Origin of the sequence: Psychrobacter aestuarii (genome assembly GCF_904846035.1) — a bacterium.
Taxonomy (GTDB): domain Bacteria; phylum Pseudomonadota; class Gammaproteobacteria; order Pseudomonadales; family Moraxellaceae; genus Psychrobacter; species Psychrobacter aestuarii.
Genome location: NZ_CAJGYT010000001.1, coordinates 2,427,434 through 2,452,379 on the forward strand (window position 1 = coordinate 2,427,434; position 24,946 = coordinate 2,452,379).

General features: G+C 49.1%; 17 protein-coding genes. 16 read left to right on the forward strand and 1 reads right to left on the reverse strand.

Translation table 11 applies throughout. From position 1 onward, the window contains the following. The first annotated feature begins 50 nt into the window (after positions 1–50). Entirely contained in the window at positions 51–5,045 is a 4,995-nt protein-coding gene (locus JMW05_RS10435) for a translocation/assembly module TamB domain-containing protein (RefSeq protein ID WP_201505191.1), read from the forward strand. Between the two features lie 100 nt (positions 5,046–5,145). On the opposite strand, the gene hemP is transcribed toward JMW05_RS10435, so the two are convergent. Then, on the reverse strand, positions 5,146–5,304 hold the full coding sequence (gene hemP, locus JMW05_RS10440; RefSeq protein ID WP_227672156.1) for a hemin uptake protein HemP: 159 nt from the start codon (positions 5,302–5,304) through the stop codon (positions 5,146–5,148). A gap of 326 nt (positions 5,305–5,630) precedes the next feature. Here hemP and JMW05_RS10445 point away from each other — a divergent pair, with 326 nt between their 5' ends. From JMW05_RS10445 to JMW05_RS10515, 15 genes are all read left to right on the forward strand, one after another. After that, positions 5,631–6,671, forward strand: coding sequence for an NUDIX domain-containing protein (locus JMW05_RS10445; protein WP_201505192.1), 1,041 nt, complete (start codon positions 5,631–5,633; stop codon positions 6,669–6,671). Between the two features lie 671 nt (positions 6,672–7,342). Further along, positions 7,343–8,455: a lipocalin family protein gene (locus JMW05_RS10450; protein WP_201505193.1), complete on the forward strand. Its 1,113-nt coding sequence runs from the start codon at positions 7,343–7,345 to the stop codon at positions 8,453–8,455. Between the two features lie 366 nt (positions 8,456–8,821). Further along, positions 8,822–10,264 carry a glyceraldehyde-3-phosphate dehydrogenase gene (locus JMW05_RS10455; protein ID WP_201505194.1) on the forward strand — a complete coding sequence of 481 codons (1,443 nt, stop codon included), beginning with the start codon at positions 8,822–8,824 and terminating at the stop codon, positions 10,262–10,264. A 148-nt stretch (positions 10,265–10,412) separates the two neighbouring features. After that, on the forward strand, positions 10,413–11,621 hold the full coding sequence (cgtA, locus tag JMW05_RS10460) for an Obg family GTPase CgtA (RefSeq protein ID WP_201505195.1): 1,209 nt from the start codon (positions 10,413–10,415) through the stop codon (positions 11,619–11,621). Positions 11,622–11,804: 183 nt separating this feature from the next. Next, entirely contained in the window at positions 11,805–12,989 is a 1,185-nt protein-coding gene (gene proB, locus JMW05_RS10465; RefSeq protein ID WP_201505196.1) for a glutamate 5-kinase, read from the forward strand. A gap of 80 nt (positions 12,990–13,069) precedes the next feature. Beyond that, positions 13,070–14,206 (forward strand): uroporphyrinogen decarboxylase, encoded by a 1,137-nt coding sequence (gene hemE, locus JMW05_RS10470; protein ID WP_201505197.1) that lies wholly within the window; start codon positions 13,070–13,072, stop codon positions 14,204–14,206. A 53-nt stretch (positions 14,207–14,259) separates the two neighbouring features. After that, positions 14,260–15,327: an N-acetyl-gamma-glutamyl-phosphate reductase gene (gene argC / locus JMW05_RS10475; RefSeq protein ID WP_201505198.1), complete on the forward strand. Its 1,068-nt coding sequence runs from the start codon at positions 14,260–14,262 to the stop codon at positions 15,325–15,327. A gap of 139 nt (positions 15,328–15,466) precedes the next feature. Further along, entirely contained in the window at positions 15,467–16,294 is an 828-nt protein-coding gene (locus JMW05_RS10480) for a hypothetical protein (protein WP_201505199.1), read from the forward strand. Between the two features lie 128 nt (positions 16,295–16,422). Then, positions 16,423–16,806 carry an ATP-dependent Clp protease adaptor ClpS gene (locus JMW05_RS10485; RefSeq protein WP_227691510.1) on the forward strand — a complete coding sequence of 128 codons (384 nt, stop codon included), beginning with the start codon at positions 16,423–16,425 and terminating at the stop codon, positions 16,804–16,806. A 434-nt stretch (positions 16,807–17,240) separates the two neighbouring features. Then, the gene (gene clpA, locus JMW05_RS10490; protein WP_201505201.1) at positions 17,241–19,718 is read left to right on the forward strand and encodes an ATP-dependent Clp protease ATP-binding subunit ClpA; all 2,478 of its coding nucleotides are present in this window, start codon (positions 17,241–17,243) and stop codon (positions 19,716–19,718) included. Positions 19,719–20,008: 290 nt separating this feature from the next. Beyond that, entirely contained in the window at positions 20,009–20,749 is a 741-nt protein-coding gene (locus JMW05_RS10495) for a uracil-DNA glycosylase (protein WP_201505202.1), read from the forward strand. 9 nt (positions 20,750–20,758) lie between these two features. Further along, on the forward strand, positions 20,759–21,328 hold the full coding sequence (tadA, locus tag JMW05_RS10500) for a tRNA adenosine(34) deaminase TadA (protein WP_201505203.1): 570 nt from the start codon (positions 20,759–20,761) through the stop codon (positions 21,326–21,328). A 188-nt stretch (positions 21,329–21,516) separates the two neighbouring features. Then, positions 21,517–22,245, forward strand: a complete 729-nt coding sequence (gene cmk / locus JMW05_RS10505; RefSeq protein ID WP_201505204.1) for a (d)CMP kinase — start codon at positions 21,517–21,519, stop codon at positions 22,243–22,245. A gap of 239 nt (positions 22,246–22,484) precedes the next feature. Beyond that, complete coding sequence (rpsA, locus tag JMW05_RS10510; protein ID WP_201505630.1) at positions 22,485–24,167, forward strand: 30S ribosomal protein S1; 1,683 nt, start codon at positions 22,485–22,487, stop codon at positions 24,165–24,167. A gap of 458 nt (positions 24,168–24,625) precedes the next feature. Next, positions 24,626–24,934: an integration host factor subunit beta gene (locus JMW05_RS10515; protein WP_201505205.1), complete on the forward strand. Its 309-nt coding sequence runs from the start codon at positions 24,626–24,628 to the stop codon at positions 24,932–24,934. Positions 24,935–24,946 lie beyond the last annotated feature (12 nt).

A 24,946-nucleotide genomic window follows, 5' to 3' on the forward strand; every position in this document is an offset into this window, starting at 1 on the left:
TTGCCTGCGCTGAATAAGTACACATTTTTTCATCATTGCAGTTGAGCGTCATGTCGAGTCAAAATTCTCCACCACCAGAGCCGATACAAGAAGACCCCGCCCAAAGCGACGCGCGGGTCATGCGTCGTTGGTATCCGCTGTCGTTTTTGCTCAAGCTGCTGATACTGATGATTGTCGTGTTGGCGCTGATGTTTGCCATCTTCTTTTATATGGCAGGCACAGAGTCGGGTACCGCCTTTATTTTAAATAAAGTGGCTATCGAGACGGGTGCCAAGTTCAAATACGGTGAAGGCAATCTGCGCGACGGCGTGATGCTGACCGATATCGACATTCAAGCCACCAAAGACATCGAAGTCATCATTGATAAAGCCTATGTAAAAATAGGCTGGCGGGCAGTCTTTGCCAAAGAAGTGCATCTGCGCGAGGCGGATATCGGGCGTATTGAGATTATCAATACCAAACCGCCAACAGGCGAGCCGTTTGACTATAAGACGCTCAAGCTGCCTGTCAATCTGCGCCTTGATGATGCCAAAGTCAATACCGTCGTCTATAAGCAAGTCACCAAAAAACCCTTTATACTCAAAGACATCGCTGGGCGCGACCTGACGTGGGTCGGTACAGAAGTGACCGTCGGCACAGGTCGCCTAGAGTATGCCGATATCGTCAAAGTCCGTAGCCTACAAGGTACGATTGATTTTCAAGGCGACTATCCGCTTGATGCCAGCGCCATCGCAGAAGTCAGCGCACTTGAAAAGGTCTACATTGACCCTTTAAACATCACCGCTACAGGCAGTCTCAAACGTACTGTGGGTACGCTTGAGAGTCGCTATAACGACAGCGACGTGACGGGCAATTTTGTCGTACAGGGTCTTGATGAAAACGCACCTTTTGATGCCAAGCTGTCATGGGACAAGGTGCGCCTGCCGTATCTGGAAGACCAAGACATTGAGCTGAGCGACGGCGTGGCAACCGCATCGGGTGTGGTGTCTGATATTCGCCTGCGTATCAATTCTGAACTGTCTGCCAAAGACATTCCCTCGGGGCGCTATAAAGGGCGTGCGCGGATTGCTGACAGTCGCCTAAATATCGAGCGTTTGGATGCACGTACTCCAGCGGGTAACCTTGCGCTTACGGGGGCAGTGGACTGGAATAATGAGGTTGATGTCAATGTCGATATCAGCAGCCGCAAGTTTGACTTACGTACTGTCTTGCCCAATGAATACCGCGATTATCAAGCCTATGTGCCGCAGACCCTAAACGGTACATTGGGCATTCGCTATTTGGGCAAAAACGCCAACGGCAGAATGCAAATCAATGCCGACTTAGACCAGCGTGATGGCGAGCGCATCAATGCTAAGATTATCCGTGGCAGCAATCCTGCAAAATCGAGTCAAAACGCGCCGCTGTATATCGATGCCACATGGCGCAATCTTGTCCGCCGTAACGTGCCCAATGTCGGCAATATCAACAGTCCTGTGGGCAGTGCCAAAGTCACTGTCCAAGGCTCGCGCGTGTCTGCTGATGTCACTGCCACCATCAATGAGCTGAACGCCGCGCCGCAAGGCGATTATGATGTGCGCCTGCAAAAAGTTGGCGAGCGTATCGACATCAACCGCTTGCGTTATGATGGCGTGGTGGGTGACTTGACAGGCACAGGGCAGATTCAGCTGGCGACGAAGCGCCGTCCGCTCACATGGCAAATCGACGCCCAAACCAAGGGTCTGCGTCCCAAGCAGTACCGCAGTGACCTACCTGTTGAGCAGCTGGTTGGCAGTATTCGCGCCTCAGGCAGAATGCTTGGCATCCAAAAAAATGGCACGCAAGGTCAGCGCCATATCTTTACGATCAACAGTGCCGACCTACGTGCGAGCTTGGATGATACTCAAGACAGTCGTCAGATTGGCATCGTCGGTCGCGGTGATGGCTCCGTCGATGTGGTAGGCGGTCAGCTGTCGGTGTTTGACGTGCGCTTTGATGGCGATGTCGATACCCAAGATGTACCCAAAGGTCGCTTTACCATTGACGCGGCGGGTACGCCTGAGCGCATCAGCTTTCGCAAACTTGCTTATGCAGGCGAGGCGGGCGCACTGGATGCGAAGGGTGCGCTTGATTTGCGTGATGATATTCGCTGGGATGTGTCAGGGCGCTTTAATGAGTTTAATGTGGGTTACTTCTTGCCCAACACGCCTGCCATCATCAGCGGTGCGCTGGACACCAGTGGTACTTGGCAAATGGCTGCCAAAGGCGCACCCGCCAGCAGTGGCGTGCTGAAGCAATTTGCCGTAGATTTTGACGGGGCTTTAGATACCGACAGCTTGCCATCAGGCAAACTGGTGCTCAAAGCGCGTGGCAATGACCAACAAATTGCCATTGAGCGTTTGCAGCATACGGGCGCGGCGGGCAGCATTGACGCCAGCGGTACGGTCAATATGCAGCAAGGCATCTCGTGGGACATTCGCGCGCAAATGCAGCGCTTTAACCTCGGCTATTTTGTCACAGACCTGCCAAGCAACATCACTGGCAGCTTGCAGAGCAATGGGCGCTGGGGCGAGGGCGAGCAGGTCATCAACCTTGAACAAATCGACTTACAAGGCACACTAAAAGGGCAGGCTATCAGTGCCTCAGGCAGCCTTGAAACCACATTGCACCTGCCAAAAGACGTGGCGGGCTACCTAAATACCCTAAAAGCCAAAGACGCTACCAGCCAGTATCAAGAGGCGAGCAGCTTAATCGAGCGTCTAAACGCCAACAACCTGACCCTCAGCTGGGGCGATAACTTTATCCGCGCCAATGGCAACGCTCAGCAGCTTGAGACCGAGATTAGTATCACCAGCTTAGATGAGCTGTCAGACAAGCTGGCGGGCAAGGTGGTGGGCGGCGCAACCTTGATTCAGCCTGCCAATCAGCCTTTACCGACCATATACATCGACGTCATCGGCGAGCGCATTGCCGTGCCTGGGCTGATACTGCGCGAAGGGCACATTACAGGTAAATTGGTCAATCTGGCACAAAGCGATAGCCAGCTGTTGATTGATGCCAAAGGGTTAACCGCCGCAGGCTACGAGTTTAAAGACATTCATGCCGACTTTATCGGTACACAAGACGCGCACAGCCTCACGGTCGAGGCCGCCAATGAGCAAATCGAAGCGCGTGCAGAGCTAAACGGTAGCTTTAATAATAAAGCCATGACGTGGGCAGGCACGCTCGGGCAAGGTCAGCTCAAGTCCAGATACGCGACCTTAAACCAAATGCAGCCTGCGCAGCTGAATGTCAGATTGCCCACGCAAAATGCTGGCGGCAACAGCGGCTATAAAGTGCAACTGGCAGCGCATTGCTGGGAAGCGGCAGAGCAAAGCGGCAAGCTGTGCCTGCGTGAAGACCTCATAGCGTCAGAAAATGGCGGGCAAGTGAATGTGGCAGTACAAAAACTGGACACCTCACTGTTTGCCATCGTCCTGCCCAACGATATCGACTGGCAAGGCACCATCAATGGTCGCGCCATTGTCGATTGGCAGCGCGGCAAAAAACCGAACATCAATGCCACCTTGTATTCTGACAATGGCAAAATCGGTCTGATGCAAGATGGCGACAGCGCCCCCGTTAGTCTCCCTTATCAGCGTGTCTCACTCATTGCCCTCTCTGTTGATGAAGGGCTAAAACTGCGCACCGACATCAACACTGGCACAGGCGCACGTGGCTATGCTGAAGTGATTGTCGATCCATATCAAAAGGATAAGCCCATCTCAGGCGCACTGGTATTGAACGAGCTAAACCTCGCTGTGTTCAAGCCGTTCTTCCCTGGTATGCGCGTGCTTGAAGGCGATGTGACTTTGGCGGGCGGTCTGGGTGGTACTTTAACGCAGCCGCAGTTTTATGGCGATGCCAAGCTGACGGATGGTCGTATCGCCATGCTTGATTTGCCAGTCAATCTGAGCAAGGTCAATGCCACTGCCAAAATCCGTGGCACCGAAGCGGTGATTGACGGTCAGTTTAATAGCGGGCCAGGCAATGGCACCATCAGTGGCAACATCAACTGGCAACAAAAGCTGCAAGCCAAGCTCAGTATTGAAGGGGAGCGTCTGGTCGTCACGCAGCCGCCGCTACTGGTCGCTGAAATCAATCCTGATGTCGACATTATCATCAGACCGACCGACCGCTATATCAATATCGAAGGCGCTATCAGCGTACCGCGTGCGACCATTCGTCCGCCAGAGGCGAGCGAAGACATCATTACCCAAACCGAAGATGCTGTGGTCATTGACCGCCGCTTGATGGGCAACATCGATGAGGTCTTGGCGGTATCCAAGCCATGGTCAATCAATGCCGACATTGGTATCGACTTGGGCGATGACATCAACTTCCGCGGCTTTGGTGCTGTCATTCCGCTGGCAGGCGCACTCAACGTCACCCAGCAAGGACAAGGCATCATGCGTGCCCGTGGTGTGGTGCAGGTTTCACGGCGTAGCGATATCAATGTCTTTGGTCAAAGCCTTGAGCTGAACTATGGACAAGTGCGCTTTAATGGTGATGTCATGAAGCCTGATTTGAGCATAGAAGCCATCAAGAGTATCAATGGCAGAACGGTGGGTCTGCGTGTGACAGGCGATACAGAAAGCCCCAATATCGTCGTCTTTAATGACGCGGGTCTGACGCAGCAGCAGGCGATGAATGCACTGGTCACAGGACGTATCAACAACACCAGCGCCACGCAAATCAGTGAGCAAGGTTTTAAATCTGAGGTCACCAACAACCTAGCGGCGGCAGGCTTGAGCTTTGGTCTGAGCGGCACGCGCAGCATCACCAACCAGATTGGTCAAGCTTTTGGTCTACAGAGCCTGACCGTGGATGCCTCAGGCACCAGCGAGGACACCAATGTCAATGTCACAGGCTACGTCACCCCTGACTTGTACATTCGTTATGGCGTGGGGGTGTTTAATGCCCAAAACAGCCTATCGATACGTTATCAGCTCACGCGGCGCATCTATATTGAGGCGGCATCAGCGGCTGAAAACACAGTCGATGTGGTGTACAGCTGGCAGTTCTAATGGCTCATAACCAAAAAAACGCCTTGTATCGACAAGGCGTTTTTTATGGATAGCTTTTTATTGATAAAAGAGACCGTATCGTATCTTTTATAAGCGGCGGCTATTTGGTCAAAATCAAACGGTTATTGCGGGTCAAACGTAAGCGATACTCTTCGCCTTCATGTTCAATGCGCACCTCTTTGGTGAGTGCAAACAAGTGCTGTGATTGCAGGGTAGGTAGACGATTTTCACGGCAGTTTAGATAACGAGAAATAACCATGCTCATAATAAGAATCCTTTTGTCTCATGGCTGGGTGCGATAGCGCCAAGCTGATGGGGTCGTGTTGTTATTAACGATAATAATTATCATTTAGATTCATTATATTTGCAAGTCTTTGTTGACTCAAATTATCCTTTGTTCTGTAATTTTGTGTAAACCGCAGTATGAGGCAAGGACAGGGTAGCGCTGATGCGCTGGCGCGCAGACACTCAGCCCACTTTGATTTTTGCCCCGCAGTTCTTTATCATCAGCGCACCTTACGCCGCTTATTATCCTTGCTGTTTTATTAAATTCTTCATTTAACTTTTTATAAAGGGTTTTGCCTTATGCCTGCATCCTCTGCCGCTCAGCCATCGACAGTACACGTTGCCGTTGCCGTGATTTGTCATCAAGCGCGCTACTTGCTTGGGTTTCGCGCCGCGCATCAGCATCAGGGCAATCGCTATGAGTTTGTTGGTGGCAAGATAGAAGCCAACGAGACGCCCATCCGTGCTTTGTGCCGCGAAGTGCATGAAGAGACAGGTATTGTTATTGACAACAGTCCAAAGCGCAAACTGGGGCGTTTACAGCATGACTATGGGGATAAGCGAGTGTGCCTGCACGTCTACGAGGTACGCTTAGATGCCGTACAATACGCCGAGCATCAACATCAAGCGCAAGGGTTAGAGGGGCAGACGCTGACATGGGTGGACAAAGAAGCGCTTATCGCGGGGCGCTACCCATTACCTGCGGCAAATGCCACCATTTTGGCGTGGCTTGAGTTGCCGAGCGTGATTACCATCAGCTATCCGCTAAGCGCGTTTGCCACTGCACGCGACCCGATGCAGGCATGGCTTGCGCACCATGAGCGGCTTGCGCCAAAGACGGCGGTCTACCTGCGTTTGCAGACCGATGTTGCTGCGGCGACCACCGCCATTGATACCCTGTTGCACCTGCGTCCTGATATCTATGCCATCGTCCCGCATACAGTACATGCCGCCACCAGAGAGATAACGCATCTGAATCAGCGCACGCTTTTGGCATGGCAAGCTGCGCCTGACTCAGTGGATATAGACAGCGAGCGTCCCTTGCTGCTCAGCTGCCATGACGAAGCGAGCATTGACGCGGCGAATCAATTGGCGCAGCAGCGCTTGAATAACGGTTTATCCCCTGTCGTGGGGTTACTGCTATCGCCTGTGTGCGCCACGCAGACGCACCCTGACGCGTCGCCACTGGGCTGGGCAGCATGGTCGGCATTGGCAGCGCGCGCTGATGTGCCCGTCATTGCCTTGGGCGGTTTGCATCCTGATATGGCAGAGCAGGCAGCAGACTATGGCGCTTATGGCGTGGCGGGCATCCGTGAGTTTCAGCCCGCGCTTATAATCTAAGCGTCGTTTTTATGCTGTGTGTGAATCGCGATACTTGATTTTAACTGTCATTACTCAGTTTATAAGGATAATGGCAGCTGCTTTTTATAGCTTACGTAAGCGTGGGTAAGTGAAGATTTATTAATTGATAAAAATACAAGTATTTGATTTAAAAGGATAAATAGAAATAATTATTTAGAATAATTTACATAGAGCGCACAATAAATTAGATAAGCTAAAACTCAGCAGCGTCATTTACAAAGCGTTGCGTTTCCCTACATTGACACACTGTTTTCATGCCAACCTTCGCCTTATCATAGCTGTAAATAAACAAAGTAAAGCACAGCACTGCATATCTGAATAACCGCCGATATTTATGGACTTGTCACGCTACTGGCTGTTTTTAAGCGCTATAAGTTTCAGATAACGATATAAATTATGGGCGAGCCACGACACGTTATCCATATACAGTTAATAAGACATAATGAGTGAAAGACACCACGTCAGCCATAAATACAGGCAGGCACGTCAATCCATTGCACAGACCCCCATTACTTTTGATGCCATATCTATTGGTATCGTAATTCGTTAAAATGAGGGCGGATAAGAACAATTAAAACCATTAGCACTGATGTTTGCTGTGATTACTTTGTTGCTGATACACACTGAACACAATTGATAATGGTACTCCTATGAAAACCAATAAGTTACCTCAGTCAGACGATACTGACTTACAGGCAGCAGGTTCTCACATACAGCGCAGTTATATTGGCGCCCAAACCTCTGTCGCTTACGAGCTTGCCAGTAATGACAATGCTTACCAACCAGACACGCATACTGATGGCGACGCCATACATACGCCGCACATGACCTCAGAGCGCCTAGGCTACAAAAAACCCAGAAACAAGACGATGTACGCCAGCAGCGCCTCAAGTATGCCGTCATCATCGGCAGCTTCTCAATCAAAAACGACGCAATCGCCCCGCGCTCAGCCGTCACTTACCAAAACCAAAGCAACGCCTGCAAAGACCAGTGCCGATATCCGTCAATCGTTGGTGGACAGCACCGTATTGCCGCAGCAGCCATCCACGACTGACAGCGCCTATATCCCAGAACGTATGTTTATGAATGGGCTAATCAAGCACACGGCGATTGCGCTGGCGATTATCATTCCGCTCGCTGCGTTTTCAGCGTATGCTGCGACACCAGAAGCGTATGCGGGCATGCACAGTGGCTTTGCGCCTGCAAATCAACACACCAGTGCCGCGACGCAAGCGGTACGTCCAGCAGCGATTATGTATAACGACAGCAGCCGTCCGATGGCTGTTGATAGTGTAGATATTGAGCAGTATGCAGGCACATGGTATGAGATTGGTCGCTTGCCCATGTACTTTCAGCGCAAATGCGCAGGCAACGTCACCGCCACTTATACGATAAACAATGACAGCAGTATCGGCGTGTTGAACAAGTGCCTTGGTGAAGATGGCAGCCTTATCAGTGCTGACGGCGTCGCGCGTGCAGTGGATGACTCGGGCAGCAAACTCAAAGTGACGTTTTTACCATCATGGCTGCGTTGGTTGCCTGTTGGTCGCGCCGATTATTGGGTGCTGGCACGGGATGCTGACTACAATACCGCACTGGTCGGTACACCTGATAATAAGTACTTATGGCTATTGGCGCGTACGCCTGACATCAGCGCGGACACTTATGCCAAATACCGCCAAATTGCCCAACAACAAGGCTATGATTTGAACTCGTTTAAGCTAACCACCCAAAGTGAACAGACGGTTGACCTGACGCCATAAGTGCAATGCAGCGCTAGAATGCCATTTTGACAATAATATTAACAGGGTATGTTAAGTCACATTACCATGCATGATTGTATCGTCTCCCGCCTTTTAAACAACGCCGCTTATCCCTAAAAGCTTGCTGACACCCAAGTCGCGCTTTTATGCCGTTTTTTTATTTCACCCTTGTCATTATCGTATCGATATTACCCCGTAAATGGGGTTATGACTGGCAAAATAGTATGTTTTAGGCTAGAATCTAAAACGATTTTGCGGCATAGGGTGAGCGATAAGGCTCGCAGATACCAAGTGCTTGCAAACCATCATTTTTGTTTACGCTTCGTTTGATTGTTTTTATCGACGCCCATTTTATTGACCATAAGGATGTTTCTCGTGAGCCAAGCTGAAACCTTACGCAAACTACATCAAGACCACCTCACTGACTATAACCGTCAAGAGCAACAAGCGATTGAATTGATTGCTTTGCTCAACAAGCTATATAACGAAAAAGATGTACAAGTAACCTTGTTTGGCGAACCTCTAGACACCACGTCAGTAGACAACGTATTGGCCCTGCATCAAAAATCAGCAGCGCGCGACGCTGACGCAAAAGCGGTAACTATCGAAGACACGCTTGCGATTGCAAAAGTATTGGCTGAGTCAGATGTGACCGCACTGCGCGTAGACGCAGGTCAACTGACCGTCAATGAAGGCGACCTAAACGCTGCGCTACAAAACGTAGCTAGCGACGCATCTGCGCAAAACGAAGCCACGGACATCGTATTGTACGGCTTTGGTCGTATCGGTCGTATCCTAACCCGTTTGCTATTGTCACAAGCATCAAGCAGCAAAGGTCTACAGCTAAAAGCCATCGTCGTACGCCCAGCAGCGGCAGGCGATTTGGCAAAGCGTGCTTCACTGCTTGAGCGTGATTCAATCCACGGCAGCTTTAGCGGCGGTATCCGTGTTGATGAAGAAAACAACGGCATCATCATCAATGGTCGTTTTGTGCAAGTGATTTATGCCAATGACCCAAGTGAAATCGACTACACCGCTTATGGCATCGATAATGCGGTTGTGATTGACAACACAGGTAAGTGGAAAGACGAAGCAGGTCTTGGCAAGCATTTGCAGTCAAAAGGCGTGCAAAAAGTATTGCTAACTGCGCCTGCTGGCGGCGAGATTAAAAACGTGGTGTACGGCGTGAATAATGACACCATCGGTGACGACACCATCGTCAGTGCGGCAAGCTGCACCACCAACGCCATCACACCAACGCTAAAAGTATTGAACGATGAGTTTGGTATTGAAAACGGTCACGTTGAGACCATCCACTCATTCACCAATGACCAAAACTTGATTGACAATTACCATAAAGCTGACCGCCGTGGTCGCAGTGCGGTATTGAACATGGTCATCACCAGCACTGGCGCAGCCAAAGCGGTTGGCAAAGCATTGCCTGAGCTTGGCGGCAAACTGACAGGCAATGCGATTCGCGTACCAACGCCAAACGTCAGCCTTGCAATTTTGAACCTAAACCTAAATACCGCGCCTGAGAGTGCAGATGCCCTAAACGCCTTCTTGCGTAAAATGGCAAACAGCAGCGCATGGCAATCACAAATCGCCTATACCGACTCAACTGAAGCGGTATCGACCGATTTTGTTGGTACCAAGCACGTGGGTATCGTCGATGCACAAGCCACCATCGTGACCGACAACCATGCGACCGTATATATCTGGTATGATAATGAAGTGGGCTACAGCACGCAAGTACTTCGCGTGGCCACACAAATGGCGGGCATCCGTTATACGCAAGTACCAGCCTAACTGGTATAATGCGCTGGTCGCAACCATATATCGTGATAAGCTAGTAATAGCATGAGTATGGCGTACAGCACCCGATAGTCTGTGTGGTTATCGGGTGCTGTTGTCGTGATAGGATTCGTAATTTAGACAGTAACCCGAGGAACGTAATATGCGATTTATTGATGAAGCCGTCGTAACGGTAAAAGCAGGTGACGGGGGTAATGGTATCGTCAGTTTTCGCCGAGAAAAATACGTCCCACGTGGTGGGCCTGATGGTGGTGACGGTGGTAGTGGCGGCGATGTGTATGTGATTGCCGATGACAACACCAATACCTTGGTCGACTACCGTTATACCCGCCGTTATGATGCCAAGCGCGGTGAAAATGGTCAGAGCAAAAACTGTTCTGGCAAAGGCGCGGCAGACATCTTGTTGCCTGTACCCATCGGTACTACCGTCATCGATACCGAAACCGATGAGGTTATCGGTGACATGACAGAGATTGGTCAAAAGCTATTGGTCGCTAAAGGCGGCGATGGCGGACTGGGCAACACCCATTTTAAAAGCTCTACCAACCAAGCGCCTAGAAAGGCGACCTCAGGTTTTGAAGGTGAGCTAAAAGTATTAAAACTTGAGCTTAAAGTCGTGGCAGATGTGGGCTTGATTGGCTTGCCAAATGCGGGCAAATCGACATTCATCCGTCAAGTATCGGCTGCCAAGCCTAAAGTTGCCGACTATCCATTCACTACCATCGTCCCCAACCTTGGCGTGGTGGATATCGGTCGTCACCGCTCGTTTGTGATGGCGGATATTCCAGGTTTGATTGAAGGCGCATCGGACGGCGCAGGTCTTGGCATTCGCTTTTTAAAGCACGTGGCGCGTACCCGCCGCCTGTTGCACGTGGTTGATGTGCAGCCGATTGATGGCAGCAATCCTGTGGATAATGCTCGCGTGATTTTGAACGAGCTGGCGCGTTTTTCACCAGAGCTTGCCAACTTGCCGCAGATTTTGGTATTGAACAAAATCGACCAGCTGCTTGATGAAGAAGTCGATGAGGTGTGTGAGCGCATTGTCGCTGAGCTTGAATGGACAGGCGAAGTGTTCCGCACTTCTACCTTAACAGGGGACGGGGTTGATGCGGTCAAGTACTATCTGATGAACGAGATTGAGCTTGAGCGTGAGCGCGAAGAAGAAGACCCTGATTTTGCCGCCGCGCAAAAAGCCCGCTTTGAGCGTTTGGAAGCTGAAGTGCGCCACAATACCGAAGCACAAAAAGAAGCCTACCGTGCTGCACGCCGCGCACAGCGTGAAGGCACTGACGACGATGATTTTGATGACGATGATGACAGTGATGTCGAAGTGGTTTACGCCCCTTACTAATCGTACATTAACGTAAGACATACAACAGTAATAATAAACCGCAGCCAACGCTTGCTATAGTGAGGTCTTCTTCTATAGCGGGTCGTTGTTTGTAATGACCCTAAATAGGGCATCAGCGCTTGTGTGCTGATATTTGTTTTATTTTTTTTCTTAGAACGTTCGACATAATATACAGGAGTTTTTATGGCAGATGATACGGAACAGTCCATTGATGAGATTCATGATGATGCACGCTTTGTAAAGCAAAAGCGCAATTTTGATATCAAACGCGTCATTGTTAAGATAGGCTCGTCATTGTTGACCAACAATGGACGCGGTCTTGACCGTACCGCAATCTATGAATGGGCAAAACAAATTGCCAAGCTGCACAACCAAGGTATGGAAGTGCTCTTGGTGTCCTCAGGCGCGGTTGCCGAAGGCGTGGTACGCATGAATCTAGAAGAGCGTCCCAAAAAATTGCAAGCGCTGCAAGCCTGTGCCTCTATCGGGCAGATGGGTTTGATTGAGACGTGGTGGTCAGCATTGATACAGCATGGTGTGCACAGCGCCCAGCTGCTACTGACGCACGATGACTTATCGAACCGCCGCCGTTATTTGAACACCACAGGTGCGTTGACCCAATTGCTTGATTGGCATGTATTGCCAGTCATCAATGAAAACGATACTATTACTATTGATGAAATTAAGTTCGGTGATAATGACACCTTGGGCGCGATGGCAGCGGCCATGGTACATGCAGATTTATATATTATTTTGACCGACCAAGAAGGGGTGTTTACCGACAACCCGCGCAACAACCCTGATGCCAAAATGATTCGTCAAGAGCGTGCGATGGCCGACTATCTGTTTGATATTGCAGGCGATGGCGGCAAGTTAGGACGCGGCGGCATGCTGACCAAAATCCGTGCAGGTCGTCTGGCGGCGATGGGCGGCTGTCCAACCGTAATTGTCAGCGGCGCTATTGATGATGTGATTACACGCGTGGTCGATGGCGAGGCGGTCGGCACACTACTGACCACCAATGACACGGACAAAATCATTGCCCGTAAACAGTGGCTTGCTGCCCATTTGCGTATGGCAGGCACTTTGATTATTGATGCAGGTGCGGCACGCGCGGTGATTGAGCACAATAAGAGCCTCCTGCCTGTGGGTGTGGTCGAAGTGCGTGGCGACTTTGACGAAGGTGATGTGGTTGAGATGGTTCATCAAGACACAGGCGAGCGTTTGGCCGTCGGTCAGGTGAACTTTTCTGCGCCCGAAGCCCGCCGCGTGGCGCGTGAGCGTACTGAGCAGTTTGATCGTATTTTAGGCGGTAGCGAAGAGCGTGTGGTGATGGTACACCGCGACAACTTAGCACTGTCTATTTAAGCCCGTTATCCTTGGTGGTGGTGTGATGATGATTGTCAGATGCCACCGCCTTTGTTTTTTCTTTATTCGGAGATTTGAGCATGAGCGTCTCAGGTACCACTCAGGCCCCGCAGCATAAGTTTGCCCCACTCAAAAATGACAGATTGCTTCGGGCACTGCGTTTTGAACCAGTGGACACCACCCCTGTGTGGATGATGCGCCAAGCAGGGCGCTATTTACCTGAATATAAGGCGACCCGCGCTGAAGCAGGCGACTTTATGAGTCTGTGCCGCGATACCGCCCGCGCGACCGAAGTGACGCTGCAGCCATTACGCCGTTATGACTTAGATGCCGCGATTTTGTTCAGCGACATCTTGACCATTCCAGATGCGATGGGTTTGGGTCTGTACTTTGAGACAGGCGAGGGGCCAAAGTTTAAGTACACGGTACGTCGCCAGTCAGACCTTGAGCAGTTGCCGACACTCGATGTGAATGATTCACTCGATTATGTTATGCGCGCTGTGACCAGCATTCGTAAAGAGCTGAATGGTCAAGTGCCGCTGTTTGGGTTTTCAGGCAGTCCTTGGACGCTGGCGACCTATATGGTCGAGGGTGGCAGCTCAAAAGATTATCGCTATACCAAAGAGATGTTGTACAACAAGCCTGAATTTTTGCATCAATTGCTTGAAAAACTGACCGTTGCAGTAACCGATTACTTGGATGCGCAGATTGTTGCAGGCGCGCAAGTGGTACAGATTTTTGACAGCTGGGGCGGGGCGCTCGGTCATCGTCAGTTTATTGAGTTTTCACATGCGTATAACCAGCGCATTGTCAGTGCGTTGAAGCTGCGTCATCCGACAGTACCTGTGGTATTATTTACCAAAGGTGGCGGTTTGTGGCTGGACGTACAGGCGGAGAGCGATGCCGATGCTTTGGGCTTAGATTGGACCATGCCGCTTGACCGCGCGCGCAAGATTCTAACCGAGCGCCAGCGTCAGCTGACCAAGCAGCACAAAAAGATTCAGCGCAGCAAGGCGATTCAGGGCAATTTGGATCCTGCAACCCTGTACGGCTCACCTGAGACCATTCGCGCTGAGGTTAAATCTATGTTAGACAGTGCTTATGCTTTGGGTGATAAGACAGGCTACGTGGCAAACCTTGGACACGGTATCACGCAGTGGGTCAACCCTGAGCATGCCAAAGTCTTTATTGATGCGGTACATGAGTACGCGCTGTAATACAGACGCGTATTGACGTTTTATATCACGATAATTTTTATAAAGGATACCTTATGATTTCAGTTGCTATTGTTGGTGGAACGGGCTACACCGGTGTTGAGCTTATTCGCCTATTGTCGTCACATCCTAAGGTATCTGTTGATTTATTGACCTCACGCAGTCACGCAGGCACCCGCGCTGACCAGATTTTTCCGAGTCTGCGCGGTATCTCAGACATCGTGTTCAGCGACCTTGGCGATGACACACTAAATGCGCTGCAAAAGTGCGATGTGGTGTTTTTTGCGACTCCGCACGGCGTGGCGATGCAGCAGGCAGAAGCCTTGACTCAAGCTGGCGTTAAAGTGATTGATTTGGCGGCGGATTTTCGTCTGCAATCGCTTGTAGAGTTTGAGCAGTGGTATCAGCAGCAGCACGCCTGTCCTGAGCTGCTAAAATCAGCCGTATATGGCATCCCTGAAGTGAGCCGTGACAAGCTGCGTAATGCCAACTTGGTCGGTAACCCTGGCTGTTATCCCACCACTGCAATTTTGGGCTTAAAGCCTATCATTGAGGCACAAAACGCAAAAAATACCCGTCTTATTGATGAGCGTATCATTGTCGATGCCAAGTCTGGCGTATCAGGTGCAGGCAGACAAGCAAAGCTGGCATTGAACTATGCTGAGACGTCAGACAACTTTGAAGCCTACGGGGTAACTGGTCACAGACACTTGCCTGAGATTGAGCAGGGCATCAATATTTTGCTTGAGAGTCAGTTTACGCAGCGTGTGCGCTTTTTGCCGCATTTGGTACCGATGATTCGTGGTATGTACAGCTCAATTCACTTAGAGCTGACCGATGCTGGTAAAGCAGTGGACTGGCAGCAAGCATTTGAAGACAGCTATGCAGACGAAGTATTCCTTGATGTCTTGCCAACAGGCATTTATCCTGATACCCGTAGCGTGCGCGCCAGCAACCGTTTGCGTATTGCGGTGTATCAAAACAACGACCGCGCTGAGTTGACGGTTTTGGTCGTACAAGACAACCTTGTCAAGGGTGCTGCAGGTCAAGCGGTACAAAATATGAACGTGATGCTCGGCTTTGATGAGACGCTGGGTCTGAACTTTGCGCCCATCGTGCCTTAGACTGTATACACCCAATACTGGCGGTGCCAAGCTTACACAAGCGTTACGGTCGGGCATGCTTGCTTACAGCGCGCCGCTAGGTATTGTCCTTGATTTCCGTTATAATGCCTCGCCTTTTTTGTTAAGAGATACTGCCTTCATGCGTGTTAAGACTGCCCCTTGCTTGCTTTTGCAGCCAGCACGATTGCCACGCCCAGCCGATACGTCTGTGCGCGCCATTCAGACCCCTCATGCCCGCCAGCGCGGTGCAAGTACAGGAGTATTGTTACTGTTCGTCATTGCGATATTGACCAGCGCCTTGGTTGCAGCCTTTATCGGACACAAGATTGGCTATCAGCGCGGCTACTACGTGCTGCAATCAGAGGCAGAACAGGCGCTAAAAAGCAGTAAGGTGGCGAGTAATGAGTTAGAGGAGTTGCGCCGCAGCAATAAAACCATGACTGAACAAACCAAAGCTGCCAAGCAAGAGCTGGAAATCAGTCTGAACAATATCCAAGCAGTACAAAAAAGCGAGCAACAGACGCGCATTGAGAGCCGCAAAGTGGCGCAGCTAAACAGCGTGTATCAAGACTTCATCATTGAGGCAGGCGGCATGCCGCTACAAGTGGTGGGCGCTAAAATCAGTCCACTGCCTGAAAATGCCTTTGAATATGGTTTTGATGTGGCGATGCTGGGCGATGATAACAAAGCCAAGCCATTATCAGTCAGTTTAAGTTTGCAAAACCGCGATGAGTTTATCGATGTGCCGCTTGAGACGTCACGCTATCTGATACAAGGTATTGAGCGCATTCGCGGGCGTTTTATGATGCCAAAAGGCTTTAAGCCATTACAAGTCAAACTGGTACTAAAATCGGGCGATGATACCGTCACGCAGCTGTACGATTGGAAGCTGGGCGGTATGGTCGATAATATGCCGCTGTCGTTGATTGATTTGCCAGAGGTGAGCGACGACCCTGTGACGCCGTAAGGCAGTAGGGCGCTGCGCTACATATGGCGTCCGTACTCAGTATAATGAGGCGCCCAAGCTTCTACGATTTTTCATTCACTTTTAATGATTGATGTTTTGTTATGACACAGCCGATACGAACCGACATAGTGCCGATCACCTGTGACTGGCATATTCCCCACATTCCCGCTGGGCATCGGGCGCAAGAGGACGATCACGATACCAAAGCCACACCGCAAACGGATGTGATGGTCGCTGAGCCTGAACTGGCAAAACCGCCGATGTATGCGGTGGTGATGTACAATGACAACTATACGCCAATGGAGTTTGTGGTGTATGTGCTACAGTCAGAGTTCCGTCATGATATGGATACCGCCGTTCAAATTATGCTGAATATTCACAATTCTGGCAAAGGCACTGCGGGTATTTATCCCAAAGACATCGCCGAGACCAAGGCCAAAAAGGTCAACAGCCTAGCGCACCGCGAAGGTTATCCGCTATTGACGCAAATCGAGCCGCATCAAGGCGAATAAATTCTTTTTTTCTACCTCATACTTTTATATTCAGATTTTTTGGCATCAGCAGATGACTGGTGCCAGCCTGCCTGTACTTCTCTTAAGCCCTTATCTTATTTTTTAATCCTCATATCACTGTAGCCCGTGCTGATTGAGCTGCTTATCCCTGTATTATCTTTTGTCATACGCGCCCTGCGTGCTTATATTTTCTCGTTATCTGTCAGTGCGCTTGGGTTGTCAGATGCGCATCAGATACATTTTGGTACGTGTTGGTAGATTGACTATCGTTATGGTTCATGTTGATATGAAGGTATCAGCAGTTTATCTATTTTGTTGGGTGATGTGATAAAGCGCGTTTTGCTCTTGAACAATGCATGGATTGCCCTGATTTAGTGAATAATGATTTAAAAAATTATCAAAAGATAAAACAGGTCTAACCGTAGGAATTTGTTATGTTAAGTCGTCATCTTGAAGTCTCCTTGCGTTTGGCAATGACACTTGCGCGTCAAAAGTCGCATGAATATTTGACTGTCGAGCATTTGCTATTGGCACTCCTTGAAAATACGCACGCCGCCAATACTTTGACGGCTTGCAACGCCAATATTTCAAGCTTGCGTACCGAACTTGAGGATTATATTACCAAGCATACCCCAACCATTGATGAAGATATGGAGCAGTCGCCACAACCGACGCAAAGCTTTGACCGTATCTTGCAGCGCGCGATTTTTCACGTACAGTCTATTGGTGGTGGGCGTTTGGTCGAAGGCTCAGACATCTTAGTGTCTATGTTTTCAGAGCATGACACCTATGCGGTGTATTTGCTTAAAAAGCAAGGCATCAGCCGTCTTGAGCTGACACAATACTTGTCACACGGTCAGGACAAAGCCGAATCGGTCGAGCCGCGTGCTTCAATGACAGGGGAGCGCCGCGCCGCTGGCTCAGAAAAGACAGGTAAAGACCCATTGGTGGAATACGCGACCAATCTTAACCAGCGCGCCGCTGAAGGGAAAACGGATCCACTTATCGGGCGCGGGTCTGAGATTGAGCGTACCGCCCAAGTCTTATGCCGTCGCCGTAAAAACAATCCGTTGCTGGTGGGCGAGCCTGGTGTGGGTAAAACCTCTATTGCCGAAGGTCTGGCATGGCTGATTATCAATGACAAAGCGCCAAAGCCACTCAGCGGCTGCGTGATTTATAGCCTTGATATCGGGGCATTGATTGCAGGCACCAAATATCGCGGCGACTTTGAAAAGCGTATGAAATCCTTGCTGGATGCGCTAAAAGACAAGCCCAATGCGATTTTATTTATTGATGAGATTCACATGATTATCGGTGCGGGCTCGTCTATGAGCAGCAGCATGGATGTGTCGAACCTAATCAAACCTGCGCTTGCAAACGGTGAGCTGCGCTGTGTTGGCTCAACGACCTTTACTGAATACCGTCAGGTGTTTGAAAAAGACCATGCGTTGTCACGTCGCTTCCAAAAAATTGACATCAAAGAACCGAGCATCGAAGACAGTATCGACATTTTGCGCGGACTTAAATCACGCTATGAAGACTTTCATAATGTGGAATACACCGATGAGGCCTTGGTCAGCGCAGTTGAACTGTCGGTCAAATATGTACACGAGCGCTTCTTGCCCGATAAGGCGATTGATGTGATTGACGAAGCAGGCGCGTACAAGCGATTGGGCGTCATACCTGATGCCGATGACATTAAGGCAGAAGACACCTTTATTGAAGAGCTGGAGACCGATTTTGAGAGCGACGATGACGCTGATCACGTGGATGAGCAAAGCATACAGACGCCAATACTCAATAAAAATGGCAAAGACGAAGGCAAAAAACAGCCTGCAGTGACCATTGGTGTCGGCGATATCGAAGCCATCGTGGCAAAGCTTGCACGCATTCCGCCAAAATCTGTATCGACTGATGATAAGAGCATCCTTGAGCATCTAGACCGTGACCTAAAACGTCTGGTCTTTGGTCAAGACGAAGCGATTGATACGCTTGCCGACGCGATTAAATTGTCACGCGCGGGTCTAAAAGCACCTGATAAACCTATTGGTTCGTTTATGTTTGCAGGACCAACGGGTGTGGGTAAAACAGAAGTCTCACGTCAACTGGCCAAACTGCTCGGCGTCGAGCTGGTGCGTTTTGATATGTCAGAGTATATGGAAGCGCACACCGCCTCACGCTTGATTGGTGCGCCTCCAGGCTATGTGGGCTTTGACCAAGGTGGCCTGTTGACCGAAAAAATCAATCAGCATCCGCATTGCGTATTGTTGCTCGATGAGATTGAAAAGGCGCATCCTGATGTGTTCAACTTGTTGCTACAAGTTATGGATCACGGTACGCTCACGGACAATAACGGACGTATTGCCAGCTTTAAGCAGGTCATTTTAATCATGACTACCAACGTGGGCGCGGAGAATATCAGCCGCTCATCGATGGGCTTTACGCAGCAAGACCACAGCCGCGACAATACCGATGCGCTCAAACGCGTCTTTACTCCTGAGTTCCGTAACCGTCTGGATGCGACCATCCACTTTAACCCGCTAGATACTACGGTGGTAGTGTCTGTGGTCGACAAGTTCTTGGTTGAGTTACAAGCGCAGCTTGATGACAAGCAGGTGACGCTAGAGATTGACGATGCGGTGCGTGATTACTTGGCAGACAAAGGCTACGACCGTCTGATGGGTGCGCGTCCGATGCAGCGCTTGATTCAAAACGAAATCAAAAAGCCGCTTGCGAACATGATTTTGTTCGGGGAGTTGGTCAATGGTGGCGTGGTTCACGTGACCTTGGCTGATGAAAATGACAATAGCGATGCTGCTAAAGAGACGAAAATAGATGATCCAAGCAAAATCATTCTGACTGTGGTTGAGACACACGAGCCGCGCTCAGATTCAGAGTCGCTTGCCAGCTAATCTTTTTTGAGCGATATGTGCTTATTGTTCAATCTGTTGTTCTAATAAATAAAACGATCACTACGGTGGTCGTTTTTTTGTGAGCAAGCATAAGTCTTTGATAGGCGCTGTGTATGGATTTGTAGAAGCAGATTTGTTGTTGCTGTGGTTTGCCAGCGATTATTGTTACAATATCAAAATAAACCGTGTGGCGTGAAATCTGTGTCGGTCTTACAGACCGACAACACATCTGCGCCCTGATACAGGACAAACGCTTGTCCCACATTTTATAATAATAAGGTAGCCAATTTATGCAGCTCTTTGACACTCAAGAGACATCACAAAAAACCGACGCACAAAAACAAGCCATTCTAGACAACGTACGCTTGCCAGACGACTGGAAGCAGGCACTCGCCGATGAGCTGACCTCGGAGAATATGGACAATCTGCGCAACTTTTTAAAGGACGCGTATAAGTCCGAACACGCTGTATTCCCACCTGCACATCTGATGTTCAACGCTTTTAACTTGACCCCATTGTCCAAGGTAAAAGTGGTCATTTTGGGTCAAGACCCGTATCACGGTGCAGGACAAGCAATGGGTTTGTCATTTTCTGTGCCTAAAGCCATCCCAAAGCCGCCATCACTCAACAACATTCTAAAGGAAATGGCGGACGATATCGGTACGCAATATCCAAAACATGGCGACTTAACCCATTGGGCGGAGCAGGGCGTACTGCTGCTTAACAGCTCGCTCACTGTACAAGAAGGCATGCCGAACAGCCACCAAAACCAAGGCTGGGAAGTGTTTACCGATGCCGTTATTGACGTGATTAATGAGCAGACGGAGCATACGGTATTTATTTTGTGGGGCAGTAAGGCGCAGAAAAAGGGCAAATATATCGACACAGACAAACATCTGATTTTAACTGCTGTGCACCCGTCACCACTTGCTGCCAATCGTGGCGGCTTCTTTGGCAGTAAGCCATTTTCAAAGACCAACGACTATTTGCAGCAGCACGGCAAAGCGCCGATTGATTGGCAACTGGTGTAACTGTCCACTATGAGATACTCGCCTTTATATGTGCCGTATTCTTTGGACAGTACTGATTGGTCTACCTTATCATTCTGGACGCTAGATGATGCTCGCTGGATGCAGCAAGCGCTAGAGCAAGCAAAACTTGGCGCAGGCAAAGAAGAAGTACCCGTAGGCGCGCTGCTGGTGCACGATGGCAAAGTGATTGGTCAGGGCTATAATGCACCAATCAGCCGCCATGACGCGACGGCGCACGCCGAAATCGTGGCAATCAGAAACGCCTGCCAGAATATACACAACTACCGCCTGCCTGAAAATACCACGCTGTATGTGACGCTTGAGCCATGTACCATGTGTATGGGTGCGCTGATTCATGCTCGGGTCAAAAGGGTGGTATACGCAACCCAAGAGCCGCGCGCAGGTATGCTGGGCAGTCAACTAAATCTTGCCAAGCAACCGTTTTATAATCATCGTATCGATGTCCAGCACGGTCTGTATCAAGCAAAAAGTGCCCATCTGTTGCAGTCGTTTTTTCGCTCTCGTCGTGCCAATAAAAAACGCATGGCAGAAGTAAGAGCGGGCAGCAACGGTGCGTAAACACAAGCATATAGCACATGATATCCTGTGGCGATACGCTTAAAGCCTATACAAAAATAGTTCTGGCAAAACTGGTGAAAGGTTGGTTTTTTTGCTATAATATTGCCCTATTTGACCGCGTCTGTGGTTGCTTTTTGTGCAAGCGATAGACGACAGTCATCAAGCTATTGATAACTATAGGATATCTCGTGTCATCAAGCGACCGTACACAGCCAAATACGCCTTACTATCCTGTCATTTGTATTGACGGGCCAAGTGGCGCAGGCAAGGGGACTGTGGCGTGGCGATTGGCACAAGATTTGGGATATCAGCTGCTTGACTCAGGTGCGCTGTATCGCATTGTTGGTCTAAAAGCAAAGCAAGCAGGCTTGCTTGATGATGTAGAAGCGCTTGACGAAGACGCTTTAGAGACTTTGACCAAGGGTTTGGACATTCGCTTTTCGCCCAGTGAATCTTTGGGACGCGTTGATATTGTTGTTAACGATACATTGATTGGTCAAGAAGTGCGCAATGAAACTGTAGGCGGTTATGCCTCACAAGTTGCTGTCTTTCCAAAGGTGCGCCAAGCGCTATTGGCACTACAGCAAGACATGGCGACCCGTTCAGGCTTGGTCGCAGATGGGCGCGATATGGGCACCGTGGTGTTCCCAGCAGCAGATGTCAAAGTGTTTTTGACAGCCAGTGCCGAGGCTCGTGCCGAGCGCCGTGTACTGCAGTTGCAATCATCAGGGCAAATAGCGGATATGGCGGAGATTTTAACCAATATCCAATCGCGTGACATCCGTGATGAAGAGCGCAGTACTGCGCCCTCAAAAGCAGCGGACGATGCGCTATTATTAGACAGCTCTGCATTGTCGGCAGATGAGGTCTATGCACAAATAAAAAGCTATTGCCAACAAAAAGGCATTTGCTTTTAGTGCATGACCTGTCAGACTAAGCTTTGGGCTTGGCTTTTTTAAGAAAGCCTATACACTCTGACGACGCAGTGAATAATTTCGTACAGACGCCTGCTATGAATGCGCTTAAGTGATAAGCTTATTGATAGCAAACGTTTTTTTTAAATGGGATGACAGATACAAAACCAGTATCACATCTGTCATCACCATGAATCTGATCCGTACTGTGCTGGACAGGATACGGCTATACAAAGGTAGACATAATGGAATCATTTGCTGAACTATTTGAAGCGAGCATTGAAGAACAGGGTTTAGATATCGAGCGTGGCTCGGTCATCACAGGTTCTGTTGTAGCCATCGATAGCGATTGGATTACAGTAGATACTGGTCTAAAATCTGAAGGCATCGTCGCTCGTGAAGAGTTTTTAAGCGACGAAGGCGAGCTTGAAGTAGAAGTTGGCGATAGTGTTGACGTTGTGGTTGAAGCGGTTGATAACGGTATGGGTCAAACCTTACTGTCACGCGAAAAAGCCAAGCGCGTTGAGACGTGGAATGTCCTTGAAAACATCTACGAAAATGATGAAATCGTTAAAGGTATCATTTCAAGCAAAGTAAAAGGCGGCTTCACTGTAGACGTGGGTTCAGTACGCGCGTTCCTACCAGGTTCATTGGTTGATGTTCGTCCTATCCGTGACACCACGCATCTAGAAGGTAAAGAGCTAGAATTCAAAGTTATCAAGCTTGACCAAAAACGTAACAACGTTGTGGTTAGCCGCCGCGCCGTTATGGAAGCTGAAAACTCAGCTGAGCGTGAAGAGCTATTGAACAAGCTTGAAGAAGGCATCGAAATCGAAGGTATCGTTAAGAACCTAACCGATTACGGCGCGTTCGTTGACCTAGGTGGCATCGATGGCTTGCTACACATCACTGATATGGCATGGCGCCGCATCAAGCACCCATCAGAAGTTGTTGAAGTGGGTCAAGACCTTAAAGTTAAAGTACTTAAGTTTGACCGTGAGCGCAACCGCGTAAGCCTAGGTCTAAAACAGCTAGGTACTGATCCTTGGGATAACGTTGGCGCAACTTACCCAGTTGGCAGCATCGTTAAAGCACGCGTAACCAATCTAACCGATTACGGCTGCTTTGCAGAAATCTCTGAAGGTATCGAAGGTCTAGTACACGTATCAGAGATGGATCACACCAACAAAAACATCCACCCATCAAAAGTTGTACAAGTGGGCGACGATGTTGACGTGATGATTCTTGATATTGACGAAGAGCGTCGTCGTATCAGCCTAGGTATCAAACAGACCCTAGCGAACCCATGGGATGAGTTTGACAAGAAGCATGAGCGCGGTGACAAAATCACTGGCACCATCAAGTCAATCACTGACTTTGGTATCTTTATCGGTCTAGACGGCGGTATTGATGGCCTAGTGCATCTATCAGACATCTCTTGGAATGAGTCTGGTGAAGACGCTATCCGCAACTACAACAAAGGCGACACCGTAGAAGCTATGGTATTGTCTGTAGATGCAGAAGCCAACCGTATCAGCCTAGGTATCAAGCAACTAAGCTCTGATCCTTTCAACGAATACCTAGTTACCAATGACCGCGGTGCGGTAGTAACTGGTAAAGTGAAAGAAGTAGACGCTAAAGGCGCTGTTATCGAACTTGCTGACGACGTAGAAGGCTACCTACGCGCTTCTGAAATCCAACGTGACCGCGTTGAAGATGCGACCAAGCATCTGTCTGTTGGTGACGACGTTGAAGCGAAAATCATCAGTGTTGATCGCAAATCACGCAACCTAAGCTTGTCTATCAAAGCAAAAGACGAAGCTGAAGAGCGTCAAGCGATTAAAGACTTGAGCAGCAACGCACCACAAGCTGCTGAAGCACAGCCAAAAACGATTGGTGATCTTATCAAAGAGCAAATGCAGTAAGTTTTGCTGAGATAAGATAAATAAAAAAAAGCGACTTCGGTCGCTTTTTTTTATTGTTTTTGATACCTGATAGCTATTCATAAGCGTAAAATGATAAGCAGGTCGTATAACACGGCTTAGTACACTTGGTTAACTTATGATTGTAAAGCAGCAGTTATGAATAGTACGACAGCTTATAGTAACCGCTTATGTGACAATAAGATGATATTCGATTAAGCGTTATATAATGCTTAAAAAAGCGTATAAACGCGAAGTTCTAAAAAATTTCATTTCTATTTATCTCAATTTGAGCTATCATTTGTCTATTGAGTAACGAAATGTAATGTTGCGCTAAGTATTTGAAGACTTATACATTTTTTATAAAATTAATGTATTTTTATTAAATAATAATGCTTATTTATTAACTTTAGATAAACATTATATTGTGGTAACCATCAATTAATAGGATCAGCGTAATAATGCAACAAGCGATTAACAAATCTGATTTTATCAGCAGTTTGAGTGCCAATTGTGAACACATCAACGATACCGTGGTTGATGATGCGGTGCGCGAAATTATCAATTTGATGATTGATACACTTGCCAGTGATGGTCGAGTCGAGGTACGCGGGTTCGGCAGTTTTTGTCTGCATCACCGCCGTGCACGTTTGGGACGCAATCCGAAAACGGGTGAAAGCGTGCCTGTACCTGCCAAAGCGATTCCCCATTTTAAACCTGGCAAAGCCTTACGTGAGGCGGTCAACGCACAAGCTGGGTTACAATCCTAAGTGGATTATATC